The 19,454-nt window shown below is 40.5% G+C and carries 16 protein-coding genes and 2 tRNA genes; 5 read left to right on the top strand and 13 right to left on the bottom strand.

What is annotated here, in order from left to right; translation table 11 throughout:
- The first annotated feature begins 84 nt into the window (after positions 1-84).
- From DC083_RS08185 to DC083_RS10195, 3 genes are all read left to right on the top strand, one after another.
- A tRNA-Phe gene (locus DC083_RS08185) sits at positions 85-160 on the top strand.
- Between the two features lie 406 nt (positions 161-566).
- Positions 567-642, top strand: a tRNA-Phe gene (locus DC083_RS08180).
- 295 nt (positions 643-937) lie between these two features.
- A complete protein-coding gene (locus DC083_RS10195) occupies positions 938-1,081 on the top strand; it encodes a hypothetical protein (protein WP_157954912.1) in 144 nt (47 codons plus the stop codon).
- Between the two features lie 326 nt (positions 1,082-1,407).
- Here the strand turns inward: DC083_RS10195 and DC083_RS08175 are convergent, their stop codons facing one another.
- The 3 genes from DC083_RS08175 to thrC form a co-directional block, all read right to left on the bottom strand.
- Entirely contained in the window at positions 1,408-2,007 is a 600-nt protein-coding gene (locus DC083_RS08175) for a DUF2058 family protein (RefSeq protein ID WP_109189739.1), read from the bottom strand.
- A gap of 184 nt (positions 2,008-2,191) precedes the next feature.
- A complete protein-coding gene (gene serA / locus DC083_RS08170; RefSeq protein WP_109189738.1) occupies positions 2,192-3,427 on the bottom strand; it encodes a phosphoglycerate dehydrogenase in 1,236 nt (411 codons plus the stop codon).
- Between the two features lie 15 nt (positions 3,428-3,442).
- Entirely contained in the window at positions 3,443-4,846 is a 1,404-nt protein-coding gene (gene thrC, locus DC083_RS08165; RefSeq protein WP_109189737.1) for a threonine synthase, read from the bottom strand.
- A 421-nt stretch (positions 4,847-5,267) separates the two neighbouring features.
- On the opposite strand from thrC, the gene DC083_RS08160 reads away from it, so the two are divergent.
- Positions 5,268-7,079 carry an aminopeptidase P family protein gene (locus DC083_RS08160; RefSeq protein WP_109189736.1) on the top strand — a complete coding sequence of 604 codons (1,812 nt, stop codon included), beginning with the start codon at positions 5,268-5,270 and terminating at the stop codon, positions 7,077-7,079.
- Between the two features lie 144 nt (positions 7,080-7,223).
- Here DC083_RS08160 and DC083_RS08155 read toward each other — a convergent pair whose 3' ends face one another.
- Positions 7,224-7,739: a hypothetical protein gene (locus tag DC083_RS08155; protein ID WP_109189735.1), complete on the bottom strand. Its 516-nt coding sequence runs from the start codon at positions 7,737-7,739 to the stop codon at positions 7,224-7,226.
- Positions 7,740-8,016: 277 nt separating this feature from the next.
- Positions 8,017-8,868 carry a 3-deoxy-8-phosphooctulonate synthase gene (gene kdsA / locus DC083_RS08150; protein ID WP_109189734.1) on the bottom strand — a complete coding sequence of 284 codons (852 nt, stop codon included), beginning with the start codon at positions 8,866-8,868 and terminating at the stop codon, positions 8,017-8,019.
- A 352-nt stretch (positions 8,869-9,220) separates the two neighbouring features.
- Here kdsA and rarD point away from each other — a divergent pair, with 352 nt between their 5' ends.
- Positions 9,221-10,144 carry an EamA family transporter RarD gene (rarD, locus tag DC083_RS08145; protein WP_109189733.1) on the top strand — a complete coding sequence of 308 codons (924 nt, stop codon included), beginning with the start codon at positions 9,221-9,223 and terminating at the stop codon, positions 10,142-10,144.
- Positions 10,145-10,195: 51 nt separating this feature from the next.
- Here rarD and murJ read toward each other — a convergent pair whose 3' ends face one another.
- From murJ to thrS, 8 genes are all read right to left on the bottom strand, one after another.
- Positions 10,196-11,755: a murein biosynthesis integral membrane protein MurJ gene (murJ, locus tag DC083_RS08140; protein WP_109189732.1), complete on the bottom strand. Its 1,560-nt coding sequence runs from the start codon at positions 11,753-11,755 to the stop codon at positions 10,196-10,198.
- Between the two features lie 499 nt (positions 11,756-12,254).
- On the bottom strand, positions 12,255-12,599 hold the full coding sequence (locus tag DC083_RS08135) for an integration host factor subunit alpha (protein ID WP_157954911.1): 345 nt from the start codon (positions 12,597-12,599) through the stop codon (positions 12,255-12,257).
- Between the two features lie 4 nt (positions 12,600-12,603).
- Positions 12,604-14,988: a phenylalanine--tRNA ligase subunit beta gene (gene pheT / locus DC083_RS08130; protein ID WP_109189731.1), complete on the bottom strand. Its 2,385-nt coding sequence runs from the start codon at positions 14,986-14,988 to the stop codon at positions 12,604-12,606.
- An 18-nt stretch (positions 14,989-15,006) separates the two neighbouring features.
- Positions 15,007-16,020 (bottom strand): phenylalanine--tRNA ligase subunit alpha, encoded by a 1,014-nt coding sequence (gene pheS / locus DC083_RS08125; protein ID WP_109189730.1) that lies wholly within the window; start codon positions 16,018-16,020, stop codon positions 15,007-15,009.
- Between the two features lie 105 nt (positions 16,021-16,125).
- The gene (gene rplT, locus DC083_RS08120) at positions 16,126-16,482 is read right to left on the bottom strand and encodes a 50S ribosomal protein L20 (protein ID WP_026879638.1); all 357 of its coding nucleotides are present in this window, start codon (positions 16,480-16,482) and stop codon (positions 16,126-16,128) included.
- A gap of 24 nt (positions 16,483-16,506) precedes the next feature.
- Positions 16,507-16,704, bottom strand: a complete 198-nt coding sequence (rpmI, locus tag DC083_RS08115; RefSeq protein ID WP_109189729.1) for a 50S ribosomal protein L35 — start codon at positions 16,702-16,704, stop codon at positions 16,507-16,509.
- 39 nt (positions 16,705-16,743) lie between these two features.
- Positions 16,744-17,277, bottom strand: coding sequence for a translation initiation factor IF-3 (infC, locus tag DC083_RS08110; RefSeq protein WP_109189728.1), 534 nt, complete (start codon positions 17,275-17,277; stop codon positions 16,744-16,746).
- Between the two features lie 203 nt (positions 17,278-17,480).
- Positions 17,481-19,400 (bottom strand): threonine--tRNA ligase, encoded by a 1,920-nt coding sequence (gene thrS / locus DC083_RS08105; protein WP_109189727.1) that lies wholly within the window; start codon positions 19,398-19,400, stop codon positions 17,481-17,483.
- Positions 19,401-19,454 lie beyond the last annotated feature (54 nt).

Raw genomic sequence — 19,454 nt, 5'->3', positions numbered from 1 at the left:
AGCCCTTCGCTATTGCGCAATAATACAGCAACATTACATCTTGACGAAGTCGGGATAATGCTGTTTAATAGCCTTCATCAGCACGGCTTGATAGCTCAGTCGGTAGAGCAGCGGATTGAAAATCCGCGTGTCGGCAGTTCGATTCTGCCTCGAGCCACCATATTAAGAAACCTAATAACGAAATGTTATTAGGTTTTTTTATTTTTCTCTTCTCACCTGATTCCCTTCCCTTCGAACCCCCTCCCTCATTTGTTCGATAACTATTAATACTATAGTAAATTTGGTTTAAGAAAAATGGCTTTTAAAGAGCTTTTTAAAGAGCTATTGTATGGTTTTAAAAGAAGATAAAACCTGACTCACCAACACTTGCAAGATGCCGGATAGAATAGCTTCCTTACCTCGATCAACGGATGCGCCGGCATTTTAATAAGCTTATTTTGAACCGATCTTACTATCTGTTAATGCTTGTACTTATTTCGATCAAAATCCCCTCATTCTAATGAAAAGATCAATTTCTCCTTGACGAAGTGCTCATTATCCTGTTTAATACCTATCTTACTTCTTACGGCTCGATAGCTCAGTCGGTAGAGCAGCGGATTGAAAATCCGCGTGTCGGCAGTTCGATTCTGCCTCGAGCCACCATATTAAAAGACCTAATAACTCAATGTTGTTAGGTCTTTTTTTATGACTTTATAGTCGAATCATCGTCAAAATTTGATACGCGTCAAACTCCTCGCAGAGTTCTACCATTTCGCTAGATTCCCCTTTGATTTTATGGAATAGTAAGCTTAACTCTATTTTATAAAATATTTATTTATCAATTCAGACATTTCTGATGATAAACAATAACAAAATGAATTATAGAAATAATATTCAATAAGTGGTTTCAACCTAAGTAACATCTATTTAACATAGCGATATTATGAGGTAGTAATTTATGACAGCACTTTTTGGGGCAGATCCCTATTTCATCTTCATCATCGGTTTTGGTATCGTCTTTATGATTGCGATGCTCTCTTTTCTTGGCTATTTCTTTTCAAAGAAGATCAAAGAGGAACAGAAGCAGCAATCTAAAAAATAGTAGGCTCTCACTACCTGTTTAATATAGTGAAATTGGTTCAAAATAAGCTTATTTAAATGCCGGCGCCTCAGTTGTAATAAGTAAGGAGGCTGTTCTATCCGGCATCTTGCAAGCGTTGGTGAGCCAGGTTTTATCTTCTTTTAAAATCCCACATTAGTGGCTTAAAAACTACTTTTTTAAACCCAATTTACTATAAAAAATACTCTTAAAACAACAAAAAGCGCCCAAATGGCGCTTTTTGTCATTAGAAAGAATAGACTGTAGAAATTTATCCTTTTTTAAATGATCGGTTCTATCCTACAGACTCGACTTCATAAGCGTTATCACTACTCACCACTATGTTTCGGGTCTTTCTTCAATGATTCCTCATAAGCATCCCAAGCAGCCCACTCGGCCTCTTCATCTCCTTGCGTCATCGCTTCAGAGAGATAGTAGAAGATCTTCTCTCCAAGCTTCTCTTCAAGATGATGAATACGATCTTTAAAGCTGACCGGCAGGACAGGATAATCAAAGCCATCTCGGTCATTACGACAGATCATCAACTTGCCATCACTCAAATCTTTATGCTGTTTATCAGTGACAAATACCGAGCGAATTTTCTTCCCGTCGTGGGTAAAATTAAAGCGCACATCCCCTTTCTCTTTATTGACTCGTTCCCGGTCGATCAGATCGCGCATTTCGCTACGAGCACGATTTTTCTCCTGCTCCGCTTGAATCGCTTGATTTTTCTCACGATCCATCGCTTTTTTCGCCTCATCAAAGGCTTTAAGTTCCGCCGCCTTTTGTGCTTTTTCAGCCTCTATTTCGGCTTTGAGCTTCTTATCACGATGCGCTTGAAACTTCCGTTTAGATCCCTCATTCTCCACTGCCTTAGCTTTCTCTTTAGAAACTATTCCAGCTTTCACTAATTGATCTCTTAATGACATAATAATCTCTCTCTTTGAGTTTGAATCGGTAAAATATCCCTTACAAAGGATTATCGTTATGATGTGTACAATCAATATTAGATATAAATATAAATATAAAAAATGGACTTATGCCATTGCTATAAGCCCATTATATTTATATATTCGTAATAACCAATAAAAATTTACAAATTTACTGATGATCCTAATATAAAATCCGGCATTTTAAGGTGCCTTTGATCTCTTTCATACCTGTTTGTAATTTCTGCGCATTTGTAGAATCTCCAGAGACATCTAATACGACATACCCGACTTCTCCAAGCGTTTGCAGATACTGCGCATTGATATTAAGATCTAAACTCGCTACAAGATCATTTACCGCACGCAGAATACCCGGTGTATTTTCGTGAATATGTAAAATACGATGACTACCTGGTTGTTTGGGCAACATTACCTCAGGGAAATTCACTGCTGAAACCGTTGAACCATTATCAGAATAGAGTACTAATTTAGAAGCTACTTCAATTCCAATATTTTGCTGTGCTTCTAATGTTGAGCCTCCAATATGTGGTGTTAAAATCACATTATGTAGATCCCGTAGTGGCGTTTGAAACTCTTCACTATTAGATTTTGGCTCTACAGGGAATACATCAATTGCGGCACCTAAAATATGTTCAGCCTTAATGCTATCCGCCAATGCGTCAAGATCCACAATCGTACCACGCGCCGCATTAATGAGCACAGAACCCTGCTTCATCTTTTCGATACGCGCCCGATTCATCATATTTTTAGTTGTATCATCTTCCGGAACGTGAAGTGTTACCACATCAGCCACCGATAATAGCTCATCAAGTGTCTCTACTTGTTGTGCATTACCTAAAGAGAGTTTTGATTCGATATCATAAAAAAGCACTTGCATACCAAGGCTCTCGGCAATAATTCCAACCTGCGTTCCGATATGACCATAACCCACAATCCCTAAAGTCTTACCCCGCACTTCATAAGAACCTTTAGCCGATTTATCCCATCCTCCTTGATGACAGATATAGTTTTTATAAGGAATACCACGTTTAAGCATAATCATCTCTGCAATGACAAGCTCAGCAACAGAACGCGTATTAGAGTAAGGGGCATTGAAAACAGGAATTGCCAAATGTTTCGCCGCCTCTAAATCCACCTGATTCGTACCAATGCAGAAGCAACCAATTGACATTAAGCGAGGCGCTTTTTGCAATACTTCCGCGGTCAGTTGGGTGCGGGAACGGATACCGATAATATGCGCATCTTGGATCGCTTCAATCAGCGCATCTCCCTCAAGCGCCGTAGAGTGAATCTCAAGATTACGATATCCTGCACGTTTGAAATAATCAATTGCATCTTGATGAATTCCCTCTAAGAGTAGTACTTTCATCTCATCTTTCGGAAATGATGTTTTTTTCATAATATTTTGTATTCCTTAGTCTAAAACGGCTTCAATAAATTGACGTAGCAGCGCGGCATCATTAGCCATCACCTCTTTTTTCTGTGGCAACGCTTCAATCCTCGTCACCTCAGTCAAATCAAACGGCGCGTCCTTCACCGCTTGCTTAATCGTTTCATAGAATTTAATCGGTTTTGCAGTCTCAAGACAGAGCTGTGTATGTTGATCTAAATAATGACTTCCCACAAAAACGCCATCGGCAGTGTGAGGATCGATTAATTCACCTGAATTTTCAAATACAGCTTGAATCGTCTTAATACGATCTGCGTGCGAACTTGAACCCGATTCAATATTCCACATTGCTCGCTCTGCCCACAAAGGATCTTTCGATAGATCAAAGGATCCTTTCTCATCAATCTCTTGCCACAGCGCTTTAGTCTTGTCGCTTCCGGCTAAGAGATAGATGAAACGTTCAAAATTACTCGCTTTAGCAATATCCATTGAGGGACTTGAAGTTAAATGCACCTCTTTCGAGGCACGTGGCTGATAAATACCTGTTTTAAAGAATTGATCTAAAACGTTATTCTCATTCGTTGCTAAAATCAATTTATGAATCGGCAAGCCCATTTTACGCGCCATTATGCCGGCAAAGATATTACCAAAGTTCCCGGACGGTACAACCACATCGATTTTTTCATCATTACTTTTCGTGGCCATAAAATAGCCTCTAAAGTAATAGATAATCTGTGCTAAGATCCGCGCAAAGTTGATTGAGTTCACCGCACCTAAATGATGTTTCTCTTTAAACGCAATATCATTATTGAGTGCTTTTACAAGATCTTGGCAATCATCAAAAACGCCTTCAATCGCGATATTATGAATATTCTCATCTTGTACCGAATACATCTGCGCCGTTTGGAAAGCACTCATTCGATTATAAGGACTTAACATCACCACATTAATGCGAGGCTTACCTTTCATCGCGTGAATCGCACTCGAGCCAGTATCCCCTGATGTAGCACCCACAATATTTAAAGTTTTATTCTGTTTTTCTAAAATATAGGGGAATAATTGCCCTAAAAACTGCATTGCCATATCTTTAAAGGCAAAGGTCGGACCTTCTGATAACCCTAAAATCGTTACATTTTTAGCAATATTGCGGGTAGTAATAATAGATTCTGTCGAGAAATTCACACCATTATAAGCACGATCCATCATTTTTTTGAGATCTTCCCGAGGAATATCGGTCGCATAGAGTGAAGCGATTTCTACCGCTAAATCACTATAGTGCTCTATCTTTCGCCATTGATCTAATGTTTCACGTGAAATCTGTGGGATCGACTCCGGCATTGCCAAACCACCATCTCGGCATAGACCTTCTAATACAACATCACAAAAAGATTTGGGCGCATCGCCCCCGCGTGTACTGATATATTTCATTCGTTCGCCTGTTTTAATATCATCAATAAGGAATCAATATCGTTTTACTTATGATCTCGTTTATTACATCTTGTGTATTACATCTCATTCATTAGCTTAGCTATTATCATTTTTGATATCCGCTTTTTAAGCTCGCTTTTCATCATACCGAAAGCAGAAATTTTTTGCTGTGAGATTTCCATTTCTCACCCTCTCTATTTGTAAACTATTTCGGATCCTTTTAAAACCTTCTCTCCCCCTTTTCTTTTCATTTATGTCATCAGAATCCCTCCATTTGCCATTACAGTGAGTCACATAACATTCCCTATCTCCCGATAACTCCTTCTGCCGAGCTTGCTAGAAAGTGATACACTAAATAACAATTTACAGCGTGATTGCAATGAGTAGTTGCAATAAACAGAATCAGAAAAGGAATATCGCTATGAGCAATAAAACCATCCAAACGCGCCTCAGCGCTCTTCAAAAACAGATGCAAAAAGAGAGAGTCGATGCGTGGCTTATTTTAAGTGCCGATCCTCATCTTTCTGAATATCTCCCTGATCATTGGAAACTGCGGGAATATTTCTCAGGATTTACCGGTTCAGCGGGTTCTCTTCTTGTATTGCGCGATAAAGCTTATCTCTGGGCAGATAGTCGTTATTGGGTACAAGCAGAGAAAGAGCTTGCCGGCACCGGTATTACATTGATGAAATTAGGCGAAGCGAATACGCCCTCTTATACGGCCCTGCTACAAGAGATTTTGCCTGAAGAGAGCCGGGTTGCCGTTTTAGGCGATACAATCTCCATTGAGAAGTTTGTAGATCTATTTGAATCGCTTGCAGAAAGTGGCATTGAACTCACTACGGAATTTGACCCCTTTTCTAAAATTATGCCAGATCGGGCAGAATTACCTTGCGAACCGCTCTACCTCCACGATCCACAATTTGTTTCGGAATCAGCAAGCGCTAAAATTCAAAAAATTCGCGCCGTAATGAGTCACTATGGCACCGATGTTCATCTTGTTTCAACCCTTGATGATATTGCCTGGATTACTAATCTACGCGGACAGGATGTCACTTATAATCCTGTTTTCTTAGCATTTCTGATGATCACCCAATCTTCGGTAACGCTCTTTATTGATGAGCGTAAAATCACCTCTGAAGTGAAGAAATATCTTGGCGAACATAAAATTACTGTCTTCCCATACGATGTCTATTATGAAGAAGTGATGAATATCCCCACCGATAAAGTATTAATGCTCGATGAAAAGCGCAATACTTATGCAACGCTTGAGGCACTTGATGAAGAGATTGAGATTCACTATCTCACTAATCCAAGTACACTGCTCAAAGCACAGAAAAGCGATGCCGATATTGCCAATATTGAGAATGCAATGCGAGAAGACGGCATTGCAATGGCACACTTCTATAGTGCCTTTGAAGCACGCTTAGCCCAAGGGGAAACACTCACAGAATTAGATGTGGCTGATCTTCTTGCCGAAGAGCGCGCTAAACGTCCACACTTTGTCGATTTAAGCTTTGATACCATTGCCGGATTTAATGCCAATGGTGCGCTTCCCCACTATCGAGCCACAGAAGAGAATCACGCAACCTTAGAGGGAAATGGTTTACTTCTCATCGATTCTGGTGCTCAATATCAAAATGGCACCACCGATATCACCCGTGTTATTCCGATTGGTACGGCGACAGAAGCCCAAAAACGGGACTTTACTCGGGTCTTAAAATCACTGATTGTAATGAGTGAAACCATCTTCCCTGAAAATATTCCAATGCCTTATCTCGATGCCATTGCTCGCCGGCCATTGTGGGAAAATCATCTCGATTATGGTCACGGCACTGGTCACGGAGTGGGATACTTTATGAATGTTCACGAGGGGCCACAGGTACTCTCTTTTAGAGCACCTGTAACGGCTGAAATGAGTGTTAAAAAAGGGATGATTACCTCTATTGAACCTGGTCTCTATCGAGAAAATGAGTGGGGGATTCGTATCGAAAACTTAGTCGTTGCTTTACCGGTTGAAAAGCAACAAGAGACAAACTTCGGACGTTACTTCTACTTTAAAACTCTAACATTCTTCCCGATTGATACACGCTTAATTGACCGTTCATTATTAGAAGCAAAAGAGATCGAATGGCTCAATCGTTATCACAAAGAAGTCTATCAAAAACTCAGTACCGGCATTAAAGATGACTCTGTACTTGCTTGGTTAAAAGAGAGAACAGCAGAGATCTGATAGATTCAGCAGATAATCATATTACTACTTGAACGTATTAGATCAATTTTAGACCTAGTATCCATAAACAACCCCAAAGTATCATTATGATATTTTGGGGTTTTTAATAGATATTTAATAGGCATTTAATAGATGCCGTAATAGCTAGTTATTATCGATAGAGTGGGAGTCCTCAGCCTTTTCCTCTGCCGTAGAATCTTCGACCTGATCAGCTTCCGCTTCAATCGCTCTTCCGATCTCATCTTGACGGGCTTTAATATCCTTATAGATCGATTCAATAACGGCAATATCATATAAACCGTTCATCGCCATTACCGGATCTTGACCAATCGGACTATAGGTTAGGCATTCTGCTTCTTTCTTAAAGAGCATCACCATTGCCGAAACGCCCTGCTGTTTATCAATCGCAAAAGTGCCATCGTGAAAGGTAAATTCCCGAGCGCGACCAAGTATCGGCTTCACGACTAAGCGATCGCTTTTTAAAGTGGTCGTTGACACAGAAGTGATATAGAAAAAGATACCGAGTAGCACAAAGAGCAATACCGGCACACGTCCTACTAATAATTGTTCAATCACAACAATGGCCACGACTGCAAACACAATCATTAAGATTAAATTCGTTTTGGCTTTACTAGAAATAGTATAGACTTTCTCTTCCATTTTTATGCCTCTCTTTTTAGACAATCAAAAAAAACGACCCTGATGACAGGATCGTTTCCTATTCGGATTTGGAATATTTTTCGTATCTCAAATGTTTAATGCGATACATCATTATGATTTCCAAGTCATCATCGATAGTATAGCATCAAAATATTAGTTATAAATAATTATAAACAGATATAAATTTACATAAATATATTTTCTTACATTTATATAATAATATCTCCTATATATCCCCTATACATCTAGCCTCTTCCCTTATTGATGACAGTTAAACCTAGCGAATCTCTAAAGGTGTAAAAGATTTCACTACTTCATCAACAGCTTTGACTCGCTCTAAAAATGGTTTGAGTAGAGAAAGCGGTAATGCACTAGGGCCATCGCATTTTGCACGATCGGGATCCACGTGTGCTTCTAAGAAAAGACCCGCTAATCCTGTTGCCATCCCTGATAGGGCTAATTCTAATACCTGCTCCCGGCGACCGCCTGATGCTTTCTCTAATGGATTACGTTGTTGCAAAGAGTGAGTCACATCGAAGATCACCGGTAAGTTGTGGCAAACCTTTTTCATTACGCCAAAACCGAGCATATCTACCACTAAATTATCATAACCAAAACAACTGCCACGCTCACAGAGAATCACCTGTTCATTGCCGGCTTCTGCAAACTTTTCGACAATATTCCCCATTTGTGACGGGCTTAAAAATTGCGGTTTTTTCACATTAATCACGCGCCCAGTTTTAGCTAATGCTTCGACCAAATCCGTTTGCCGTGCTAAGAATGCCGGCAATTGCAGAACATCCGCCACTTCAGCCACAATCGGTGCTTGATGCGGTTCGTGTACATCGGTAATGACCGGTACGCCGAATTCTTTTTTAACTGCTTCAAAAATTCGCATCCCCTCATCTAAACCCACACCACGATAAGAATGGATAGAAGAGCGATTGGCTTTATCAAAAGAACCTTTAAAAACAAGGGGGATTCCTAAGCTTGTAGTGGCTTTAACATACTCGCCACAAGCGTGCAATGTACTATCAAGATCTTCTAACACATTAATGCCACCAAATAGGACGAAAGGTTGCTCATTGCTAACCGAGATTTTCCCAACTTGAATACTCTTTCCTTGCATTGCCATAACTCCTTGCTTATATATTCATTGATTATACATTTATTGATTATTACGCAGATGTAGCACATTCACCACACCATACTGTTGCCGTGATATCTAGTGAGATTGATTTAATCATCTCGATTTGATTTGTACCCTATTTTACCCGAATCAGAAAAAATTCGCTGACCCTTACGAAGATTCTTATGATGATCTTTATGACACGGATCATTGTAATGATGATATCGTCCAAATATTGAAATAAAAGAGAAATCACGTTCCCGAATGAAATCCTGCTACACTAACGAATATCTCAAGATCTCTATCTGATGTCCTTTATCTCATCCTTAATCATCTCTATCGTGAGCTCGCTATGAATGCTAATCTGTCGCCCGAAAACTATAAAAAAGGAATTCTCCTTACCCTTACTTGCTATATTATTTGGGGATTCTTTCCTATTTATTGGTTTCCCTTAGCGGGACTTGATCCACTTCAATTAATGGCTCAACGTATTGGGTGGGCACTGCTCTTTATCGCGATTTTACTGCTGTTTCGTAGAGAGGATCGGCTACTGCTTGCGGATGCTTTTCGCAATCGTAAAATTCTGCTTACCTTTATTGGTTCCTCATTTTTTCTCTTTCTCAATTGGTCAATCTATCTCTATGCCATTAGTAGCAAACAGGTACTTGAAGCAAGTTTAGGCTACTACATCAATCCGTTAGTGAGCATCTTCTTAGGACGATTACTCTTTAAAGAAACACTCACCTCAATGCAATATATCGCCATTGCAGTTGCCGGAATAGGTGTTTTATGGCTTGCCATTTTAGGCGGAACATTCCCCTTTATCGCACTTCTACTTGCGTTCTCTTTTGCCTTTTATGGCGCGATTAAAAAGATCGCCTCGCTCCCGCCATTGCCGGGGCTCTTTCTCGAGACGCTCTTTATGAGCCCATTCACAATCATCTATCTAACAATGATGTATCAGCAAAATACACTTGTATTTCTAGAGTTAGAGAGTCTACCACTCTTTGTCTTAATCTTCTCCGGTGCGGCGACGACAATTCCCCTACTCCTCTTTGCTAAAGGGGCGAAATATATTCCGCTCTCCATTGTCGGCATTTTGCAATATGCCTCTCCGACTCTACAATTTATCTCCGGCATTTGGATCTTTGAAGAAGCGTTCTCACTCTCAAGATTTATCGGTTTTGCTATTGTGTGGGGCGCAGTCTTCCTCTATATCGGCAGTGAGATTTACCGATTTCAGCGCAATAAGAGAGCTTCCAAAATTGTAAAATGATTTCAAAATAATTTGCAAACCTCTTATCAAACACCTTGCGCCCACGATACTCTATTCTTGCACCGATTGAATATTGCCTAATGGCCCTTTTAATCGGGCAAGCTTAAAGCCGGCAAAATGTAATACGGCAAAATAGAGTATAATAATCAGAAGAATAACGCCGATCATCAGCGGTAATTTGAGCCAGATAGAGGCTGTAAACCAAAATGATTGGTAATGATTAACCCCTATTAGCGCCACAATAAGAAGCCCATTGGCCGGCAGTAGCGCAAGCATTTTACGAGTTAAGAGATCTTTAAAGTAATGCACTTTCATCACAATCAATCCACCGGCAAGTAGTAACGCATTCACCCAAGCGGCAATCGAGGATGAGAGCGCTAGCCCTGCGTGTTGATAATAGCGTACCAAAATAAGTTGCAATAAGATATTAGTGCCAATGGCAATCAGACTAAAATACATCGGGGTTTTCGTATTTTGCCGAGAAAAATAGACCGGCGCCAAAATGCGAATAATAAAGAATGCCGGAATACTCAAGGCATAAGTCATCAGACTTCTGCCCGCCATTACAACATCTGTTGCCGTAAATTCTCCTCGCATAAAGAGGATCGCTAATAAAGGTTCTGCCAAGAAGACCAATCCTAACATTGCAGGGATACCGATAATAAGCGATAACTCTACCCCCCAATCAATCGTTTTGCCCAAATTAACCCAATCTTTTTGGGTATGTAACTCCGAGAGTTTTGGCAAAATAACCGTCCCTAAGGCCACTGCAAAAGTACCAATCGCAAATTCGACTAAACGATCTGAATAATAGAGCCAAGTAATACTACCTGTTTCTAAACGTGAGGCTAATTGAGTATTAATCAAAATATTAATCTGACTACTCGAAGAACCAATCAAGGCTGGAACCATTAACCACATCACCTTTTTGACCCCCGGCGATGAGAATCGAATTGTCGGCTGACTAAGAAGCCCTGCCTTTTTGACAGCAAAGAGTAAGGTCAATAACTGCACAATACCCGCAATAAATACCGCATAGCCAAGAGCCATAATCGGTTCAGCCCAGAGGCTACTGATCATTGCGCCGGCAATAAGAAAAAGATTAAGTAGAATCGGCGTTGCGGCGGGAATAGCAAATTGATGTAAGGCATTGAGTACACTACTATACATCGCCGTCATACAGATAAAAAAGAGATAAGGAAGCATCAAATGTAAGAGCGATTCTGTAAGATAGAATTTCTCGGGATTATCTCGAAATCCTGAAGCAAAGAGAAGAACCATTTCTGATGAGAAAAATAGCCCTAATGCAGTAATAGCGAGTAAAATAACACCCAGCGTACCACTAACTTCCGCTAAAAACCGTCGCAGTTCATCAAAACTTCTCTCTAAGCGGTACTCACTAAACACAGGCACAAAGGCTTGATTAAACGCCCCCTCTCCAAAAAATCGGCGAAAGAGATTCGGGATTCTAAAAGCAACACTAAATGCATCCATTGCAGCAGTTGCACCGAAGAAGCTTGCAAACACGATATCACGCAATAGTCCCATTACCCGTGAGAGAAAGGTAAAACCACTCACAGTAAAGAGCGAACGAAAGAGCGATGATTTCATAAAATTCCCCGATAGTGACTCATATGAGATAGATCTTGGTGAAAAATAGTAATATTGGTTCAAAATACGCTTATTTAAATGCCGGCGCATCGATTTCAAGAAGTAAGGAAACCGTTCTATCCGGCATCTTGCAAGTGTTGCACTTCATTCTTGAATCTAAGTTCTTTTAAAATCCAATATGAGCTACTTAAAAACCATTTTCTTACACCAAATTGACCATAGATCTTCAGACGATAGATGTTAAGAAAACTGTGCTTGATTATACGCCGATCTTGATCGAAGATACAAAAAGCCCTGCATTTTATTCTGCAGGGCTTTTGATTGATCTCAAAAATGAGAAGTTTTGGAAGATCTCATCTCTGAGTAGACCGGACTTTCGTCTATTGTGAAAGAATTATATTGATAATCCTCAAGCAGTGAATCATTTAATTATCATCTTAGATCATAATCTTAAAATCATCGTCTTAGGATCATAATCTTCAGACTCAAAACGCAATGATTAGCGCTCTGCTTTTTGGCTTAATTCATTCATACTTAAACGTAAATTCTGACCAATACGGAATGTCACAACACGGCGTGCGCTGATTGGAATCTCTTCCCCTGTTTTAGGGTTTCTTCCTGGACGCTCTGATTTATCACGTAACTCAAAACTACCAAAACCAGAGAGCTTAACGGCACGGCCTGAAGCTAACGCATCACTAATTTCCCCGAAGAAATCTTCTACAAATTGCTTTGTATCTTCCCGAGAGATATTAGTGCTGTGATAGAGGTTTTCCGTAATCGCAGCTTTCGTTAAAGTAGACATATATAACTCCTTTACATATAACTTATTTGTATCAAACATCGAATTATTGTCGTAGCGTGACACCTAATTGCGTAAGATCGCTTAATATCTCCGCTACCACCTGATCAATTTCCACATCTTTGAGGTTTTCCTCACGATTTTGGAAAGTAAGACTAAATGCCATATTTTTTGAGGCCTTTTCATCTTGATGGTTCTTCGGTGCATAGATATCAAATAAGTTAACGGAAACAAGATATTTACGAGGCGTTGTTTCGCCTTGCATTACATCTACGATCTGCTGCGTCGTCACTGACGCTGGTACAACGAGCGCTAGATCTCGTTTTGACACAGGGAATCGAGAGAGCGCTTGGAACTTAGGTGTTTCAGATTGACTGAGAAGATCATAATTAAGTTCAAAGACGAAGATATCTCGATTCAGATCTAAAGCTTTCACCACAGATGGATGTAATTTTCCTAAATAGCCGACTGTTTCACCACTTTCTAACTTGATATCTGCCCTCTGTCCTGGATGTAAAATTTCACGCTCTGATGGTACAAAACAGAAATCTTTTCTGCCTGTCCGCTTTAAGAGTGCTTCTACATCCCCCTTCAAATCAAAAAAGTCAGCCGCTCGAGCATCAACGCCCCACTGTAAAGGTGCTGCGGTACCACAAATAGCACCGGCAATATGCAATACCTGTACAGGATTCTCTAATGTCCCATTATAAGTACGGCCTGACTCAAAAAATCTTAATCGTGTCTGTTGCCGTTTCAAGTTATGATCCATCGCCCCTAAAACACCCGGTAATAGCGTTGTTCTCATCACAGAAAGATCATTAGAGATCGGGTTTTTGAGTGCGATCGCATCTCTACCCGGATCTAAAATCGCTTGCCAAGTAGGACTTGTAAAGCTCATCTCAATCACTTCATAAAAACCACGATCCACTAAAATCTGTTTGAAATCCGCTAATTTGACCTTTGATTCAGGCACAGGATTCATCACAACTTGTGATAGCATCTCAAATGAAACAGGAACTTCATCATACCCATTTAACCGCGCGACTTCTTCAATAAAATCTTCTTCTATTTGTAAATCAAAACGATAACTAGGTGGCTCAATGATAAGGTAATCATTGTGAACTTCTGTCACATTTCCAACACGACTTAGCAATGTATTTATATCATAGTTTGTAAATTTTTGTCCAATTATTTGATTTATTTTACAAAATCTTACTTTAATCGGTAGACGCTTTGGTAGCAAATCTTCACTTACAATACGAGTCACTGGCCCTGCTTTTCCCCCCGCATATTCACGAATGAGACTTGCCGCATAAGCTAATGCTTTTTCTGCTAAAGCGAAATCAACACCTCGTTCAAAACGGTGCGAAGAATCAGTATGTAGACCATAATTACGCGCGCGCCCCGCAATAGTAAGCGGATTAAACCAAGCGGCTTCTAAGAAAATAGTCGTTGTTGTATCATCACAACCACTCTCTAAGCCCCCCATAATCCCTGCCATAGCAAGCACTTTCTTCTCATCAGCGATCACAAGGGTATCTTCTCGAAGCGTCACTTTATCTTCATTAATGAGTGTTAAAGCCTCGCCTTGACGAGCCCGACGTACATGAAGATCTCCCTCAATTTTGGCAATATCGAACGCATGTAACGGTTGACCTACTTCTAATAGTACATAATTGGTGACATCTACCAAGATACCATGAGGACGAATACCACTACGGCGTAAACGCTCTTGCATCCATAAAGGTGAAGGGGCTTTAGGATTGACATTCTCAATCACACAACCTAAATATTTAGGGCAATCTGTAGGGTTATCCACTACAACCTGCTTACTAAAAGTGCTCTCTACCGTTAAAGGCGCTTCTTCAAAGGCGCGCACAGATTGTCCGGTCATTGCCGCTAAATCTCTTGCAACCCCTAAAATACTTAAACAATCTCCACGATTGGGCGTTAAATCGATTTCAACGATCTCATCATCTAAGTGTAAGACTTCTCGGAAATCAGCGCCGACCGTTAATGATGAATCTAAAATCATTAACCCTGAAGCATCTTCATTTAATCCTAACTCTTTTGCAGAGCAGAGCATTCCAGAAGAAGCAACACCTCGTAATTTGGCATCTTTAATCTTAAAATCACCCGGCAAAACAGCACCCACTAAGGCAGTGGGGACTTTAATACCGACAGCAACATTGGGTGCACCACAAACGATCTGTATCGGTGCCTCTTGTCCAACATTGACCTGTGCCACCCGAAGGCGATCTGCATCAGGATGTTGCTCTAAAGCGACGACTTCACCGATCACAACCCCACTAAATGCCGGTGCTGCTAATTCTACACCTTCTACTTCTAATCCCGCCATCGTTAAACGATTAGCAAGATCTGCAGGAATCTCTTGAATCCACTCTTTTAACCAAGAAACTGAAATTTTCATATCTTTTTACCAATCCTATTATCTAAATTGCGTTAAGAAGTTCATATCATTTTCATAGAAAAGGCGCAGATCATTGACGCTATAACGAAGCATCGCTAAGCGCTCAACGCCCATTCCAAAGGCATAACCTTGATAAACTTCAGGATCGATATTGACTGCTTTTAACACATTAGGATGCACCATGCCGCACCCTAACACTTCAAGCCAGCCTGTATTTTTACAAACACGACAACCATCGCCATTACAGATCACACACTCAATATCCACTTCTGCTGATGGCTCTGTGAATGGGAAGAAGGATGGGCGAAAACGAAGTTTTAAATCTTTCTCAAAGAACTTTTGCATAAACTCTGTCAAAATGCCTTTCAGATCCGCAAAAGTCACCTCTGTATTCACCACTAAACCTTCCACTTGATGGAACATCGGACTATGGGTGACATCTGAATCACTGCGATACACACGACCATAACCGATCATCTGAATAGGCGGTTTCTCTTCTTGCATCACGTGAATTTGAGTATTCGAAGTATGTGTTCGAAGTAACATATGCTCATCAAAATAGAACGTATCGAACATCGCTCTTGCAGGATGATGTTCAGGGATATTAAGCGCTTCAAAGTTATAGAAATCGCTCTCAATTTCAGGTCCTTCCACCACATCAAATCCGACAGATGAGAAGAACTGGTGAATACGCATCATTGTCCGAGTAATAGGATGTAAGGCGCCCATATCACTATTACGGCCAGGCTGAGTAACATCGACAGTTTCTGTCATGAGTTTGCGATACAATTCTGCTTCTTCAAGCGCTGTTTTTTTCGCTTCAAGCGCTTCTGTAACCGCTCTACGCACCTCGTTAATTTCAGCGCCTCGCGCCTTTCTCGCTTCAGGATCTAATTTCCCAAGTTCTGCCATTAGGCCACTGATCTGCCCTTTTTTACCAAAATAGGTGACACGCACCTCTTCGATAGCTTGTAAATTATCCGCTTTAGCGATGGCTTCTAAAGCAGTTTGAAGAATTGTCTCTAGACTCATTAGTTCATCTACCTACATATCTGTAATTACAATAAAAAAAGGAAAAGAGCAATCAAAGTGCTGCTTTTCCTTTTTGTTCAAACTCTTATATTAACTAAGAGAGATTTATGCTAATGCTGATTTAGCCCGTTCTGCTAATGCGCCAAATGCATTAATATCATGAACAGCCATATCTGCTAGCACTTTACGGTCAATTTGAATTTCTGCTTTCTTAAGACCATTGATGAAACGGCTGTATGAAAGACCAAACTCACGCGCTGCAGCATTGATACGAACGATCCATAGTGAACGAAAATCTCTTTTGCGTTGACGACGGTCACGATAAGCGTATTGACCCGCTTTATAAACCGCTTGGGTTGCTGTACGGATTGAACGTGAACGTGCACCGTAATAACCTTTTGCTTTTTTTAAGATTTTTTTGTGACGCGCTTTAGTCGTCGTCCCGCGTTTAACTCTTGCCATTTTATAATTCTCCTAATTAATAACTTATGCGTGTGGTAACAATTGTGCGATTTGCTTATGATCTGCTTTCGAGATCACAGCCTCCCCACGAAGATGTCTTTTACGCTTAGTTGTTTTCTTAGTCAGAATATGGCTACGGAACGCACATTGGCGTTTGAAACTACCACTTGCTGATTTGCGGAAACGCTTTTTTGCGCCGCTATGTGTTTTTAATTTTGGCATTTTAATCCACTCGCATTTCTATCATTTTAATAAATTGGACTAATCTTTCGGCGCAGTTTTGATCGGTGCTAGTACCATGACCATTTGTCGCCCTTCCATTTTTGGACGCTGTTCAACAGTACCGTACTCTTTCAAATCTTGCTCAACCCGAAGTAATAGATCCATACCTAGATCTTGGTGCGCCATTTCACGCCCTCTAAATCTGAGCGTCACTTTGGCTTTATCACCATCTGTAAGGAAACGTATCAGGTTGCGTAGTTTTACCTGATAATCACCCTGATCCGTCGAAGGACGGAACTTGATCTCTTTTACTTGAATTTGCTTCTGTTTCTTCTTCGCTTCATCTGCCTTTTTCTGTTGCTCATAACGGAATTTACCGTAATTCATGATGCGACATACAGGCGGACGGGCAGTCGGAGAAATTTCCACTAAATCAAGCCCATCATTGTATGCTAAATCTAACGCTTCATCAAGTGGAACAATTCCTTTTTGTTCCCCATCAGCTGTAATCAAGCGTACTTCTTTCACCGAAATTTTATCGTTAATTCGATGTTCATATTGATTGCTAATAATACTATCTCCTATGCTAATGAATCTTTAAAATATCTTTTGAATATGGGTTAAATAGTCATTTCTGAATAAAATTCGATAGAAATGTTTTTATAAAATATCTATAAATATCCCATAAATTATATCAGTTACCGACTATTTAAGTGATTAATTACGGGCATTTTTCTAAGAATAATCCCCGTTTAATGTTTTATAAGTTCAATATTCTACAATGATTTTTGTAGAAGTTCGAGAAATTCCTCAAGCGTCATTGCACCAAGGTCTTCCCCTTCACGAGTTCTTACCGCAACTTTGCCCTCTTCCATCTCACGATTTCCAAGCACTAAGATATAAGGAATCCGTGCAATCGTTGCCTCACGAATCTTATAACCGATCTTCTCATTACGAATATCAAGCTTTGTTCTTATATTAAGGGCTTTCAAGCTTTTTTCAAGTTGTTCAGCATACTCTGTTTGCTGACTCGTAATCGTTAAAATTGTGACTTGTTCTGGTGCTAACCATAATGGCATCGAACCGGCATGATGCTCAATTAAAATACCGATAAAACGCTCAAATGAACCTAAAATAGCACGATGTAGCATTACGGGACGTTTACGCGTATTATCTTCATCCACAAACTCAGCATCCAAACGTTCAGGCAATACAAAATCGAGCTGAATAGTGCCTACCTGCCAAGAACGGCCGATTGCGTCTTTAATGTGATATTCCACTTTAGGACCATAGAAAGCACCTTCTCCTGGTAACTCTTCCCACTCAATGCCTGCACTACTTAACGCTGAACGAAGTCCTGATTCAGCTAGATCCCAAACACGATCATCTCCCGCTCTTTGATCAGGACGAAGTGATAATTTAACGCTGACATCATTAAAACCGAAGTGATCGTAAACACTCATCGCAAAACGATGGAAACGCTCTACTTCAGAAACCACTTGATCTTCGCGACAGAAAATATGAGCATCATCTTGTACAAAGCCCCGAACGCGCATCAGACCGTGCAGCGCGCCTGATGGCTCGTTACGATGGCATGAACCAAACTCTGCCAAACGCATTGGAAGATCACGATAAGAGTGAAGTCCATTATTAAATACTTCGATATGACATGGGCAGTTCATCGGTTTAATCGCATAATCCCGATTCTCCGATGAGGTGGTGAACATATTCTCTTTATAGTTTTCCCAGTGACCCGAGCGCTCCCAAAGCGTACGATCCATCACAAGCGGCGTACGAATCTCTTGGTATCCTTCCTCTTTCTGGCGACGACGCATATATTGTTCTACCGCTTGCCAAATCGCCCAACCTTTAGGATGCCAAAATACCATTCCTGGTGCTTCTTCTTGTAGATGGAATAGATTTTGTGCTCGACCAATACGACGATGATCCCGTTTTTCCGCCTCTTTAACACGTTCAAGATGTTCTTTAAGCTCTTTTTCTGTTGCAAAAGCCACCGCATAAATGCGGGTTAACATCTTATTATTGGAATCACCGCGCCAATAAGCACCGGCAACATTCGTTAATGCAAAGGCTAACTTCGCTTTGTTAGTGGTTGGAAGATGTGGTCCACGGCAAAGATCCATGAAGACGTCTTCCCCATTATTTCCTTGACGATAGAGAGAGATCTCGGTCTGCTCTTCCGGCGCACGTTCGATAATATCCGCTTTATAAATTTCCCCTTTATTGAGGAAATACTCGATCGCTTTCGCCCGAGGCCACATCTCACGAGTAACCTCTAAATTCTCTTTGAGGATTTCACGCATTTTGGCATCAATCGCCGGTAATGCTTCTGGCGTAATCGGTTCTACAAAATCCACATCATAATAAAATCCATTTTCAATAGTCGGTCCGATGGCCAATTTCGCATCAGGATAGAGCTCTTTCACTGCACGGGCAAGCACTTGCGCTGCAAGGGTATGCCTTGCAATATCTAATCCTGCCGTATCCTTTACCGTTAATACTTTAAAGTCTACATCTTCTGTAATCGTATAGCTAAGATCCTTATCTTCTCCATCGACAACAATTCCTACAGCAGCCTTTGCAAGACCTGGACCAATATCATTGACAATATCAAATCCTGTAACGGCGCCTTGGTACTCTCTTTTACTACCATCAGGCAATGTAATAACGGGCATTGATTTCCTCACTCTAATTAAAACAATGTAAATGTCTATAAACAGTCTATTATA

It is taken from the genome of Ignatzschineria ureiclastica, assembly GCF_003121845.1.
GTDB classification, from domain to species: domain Bacteria; phylum Pseudomonadota; class Gammaproteobacteria; order Cardiobacteriales; family Wohlfahrtiimonadaceae; genus Ignatzschineria; species Ignatzschineria ureiclastica.
This window is presented reverse-complemented; position numbering and strand designations above follow the sequence as displayed.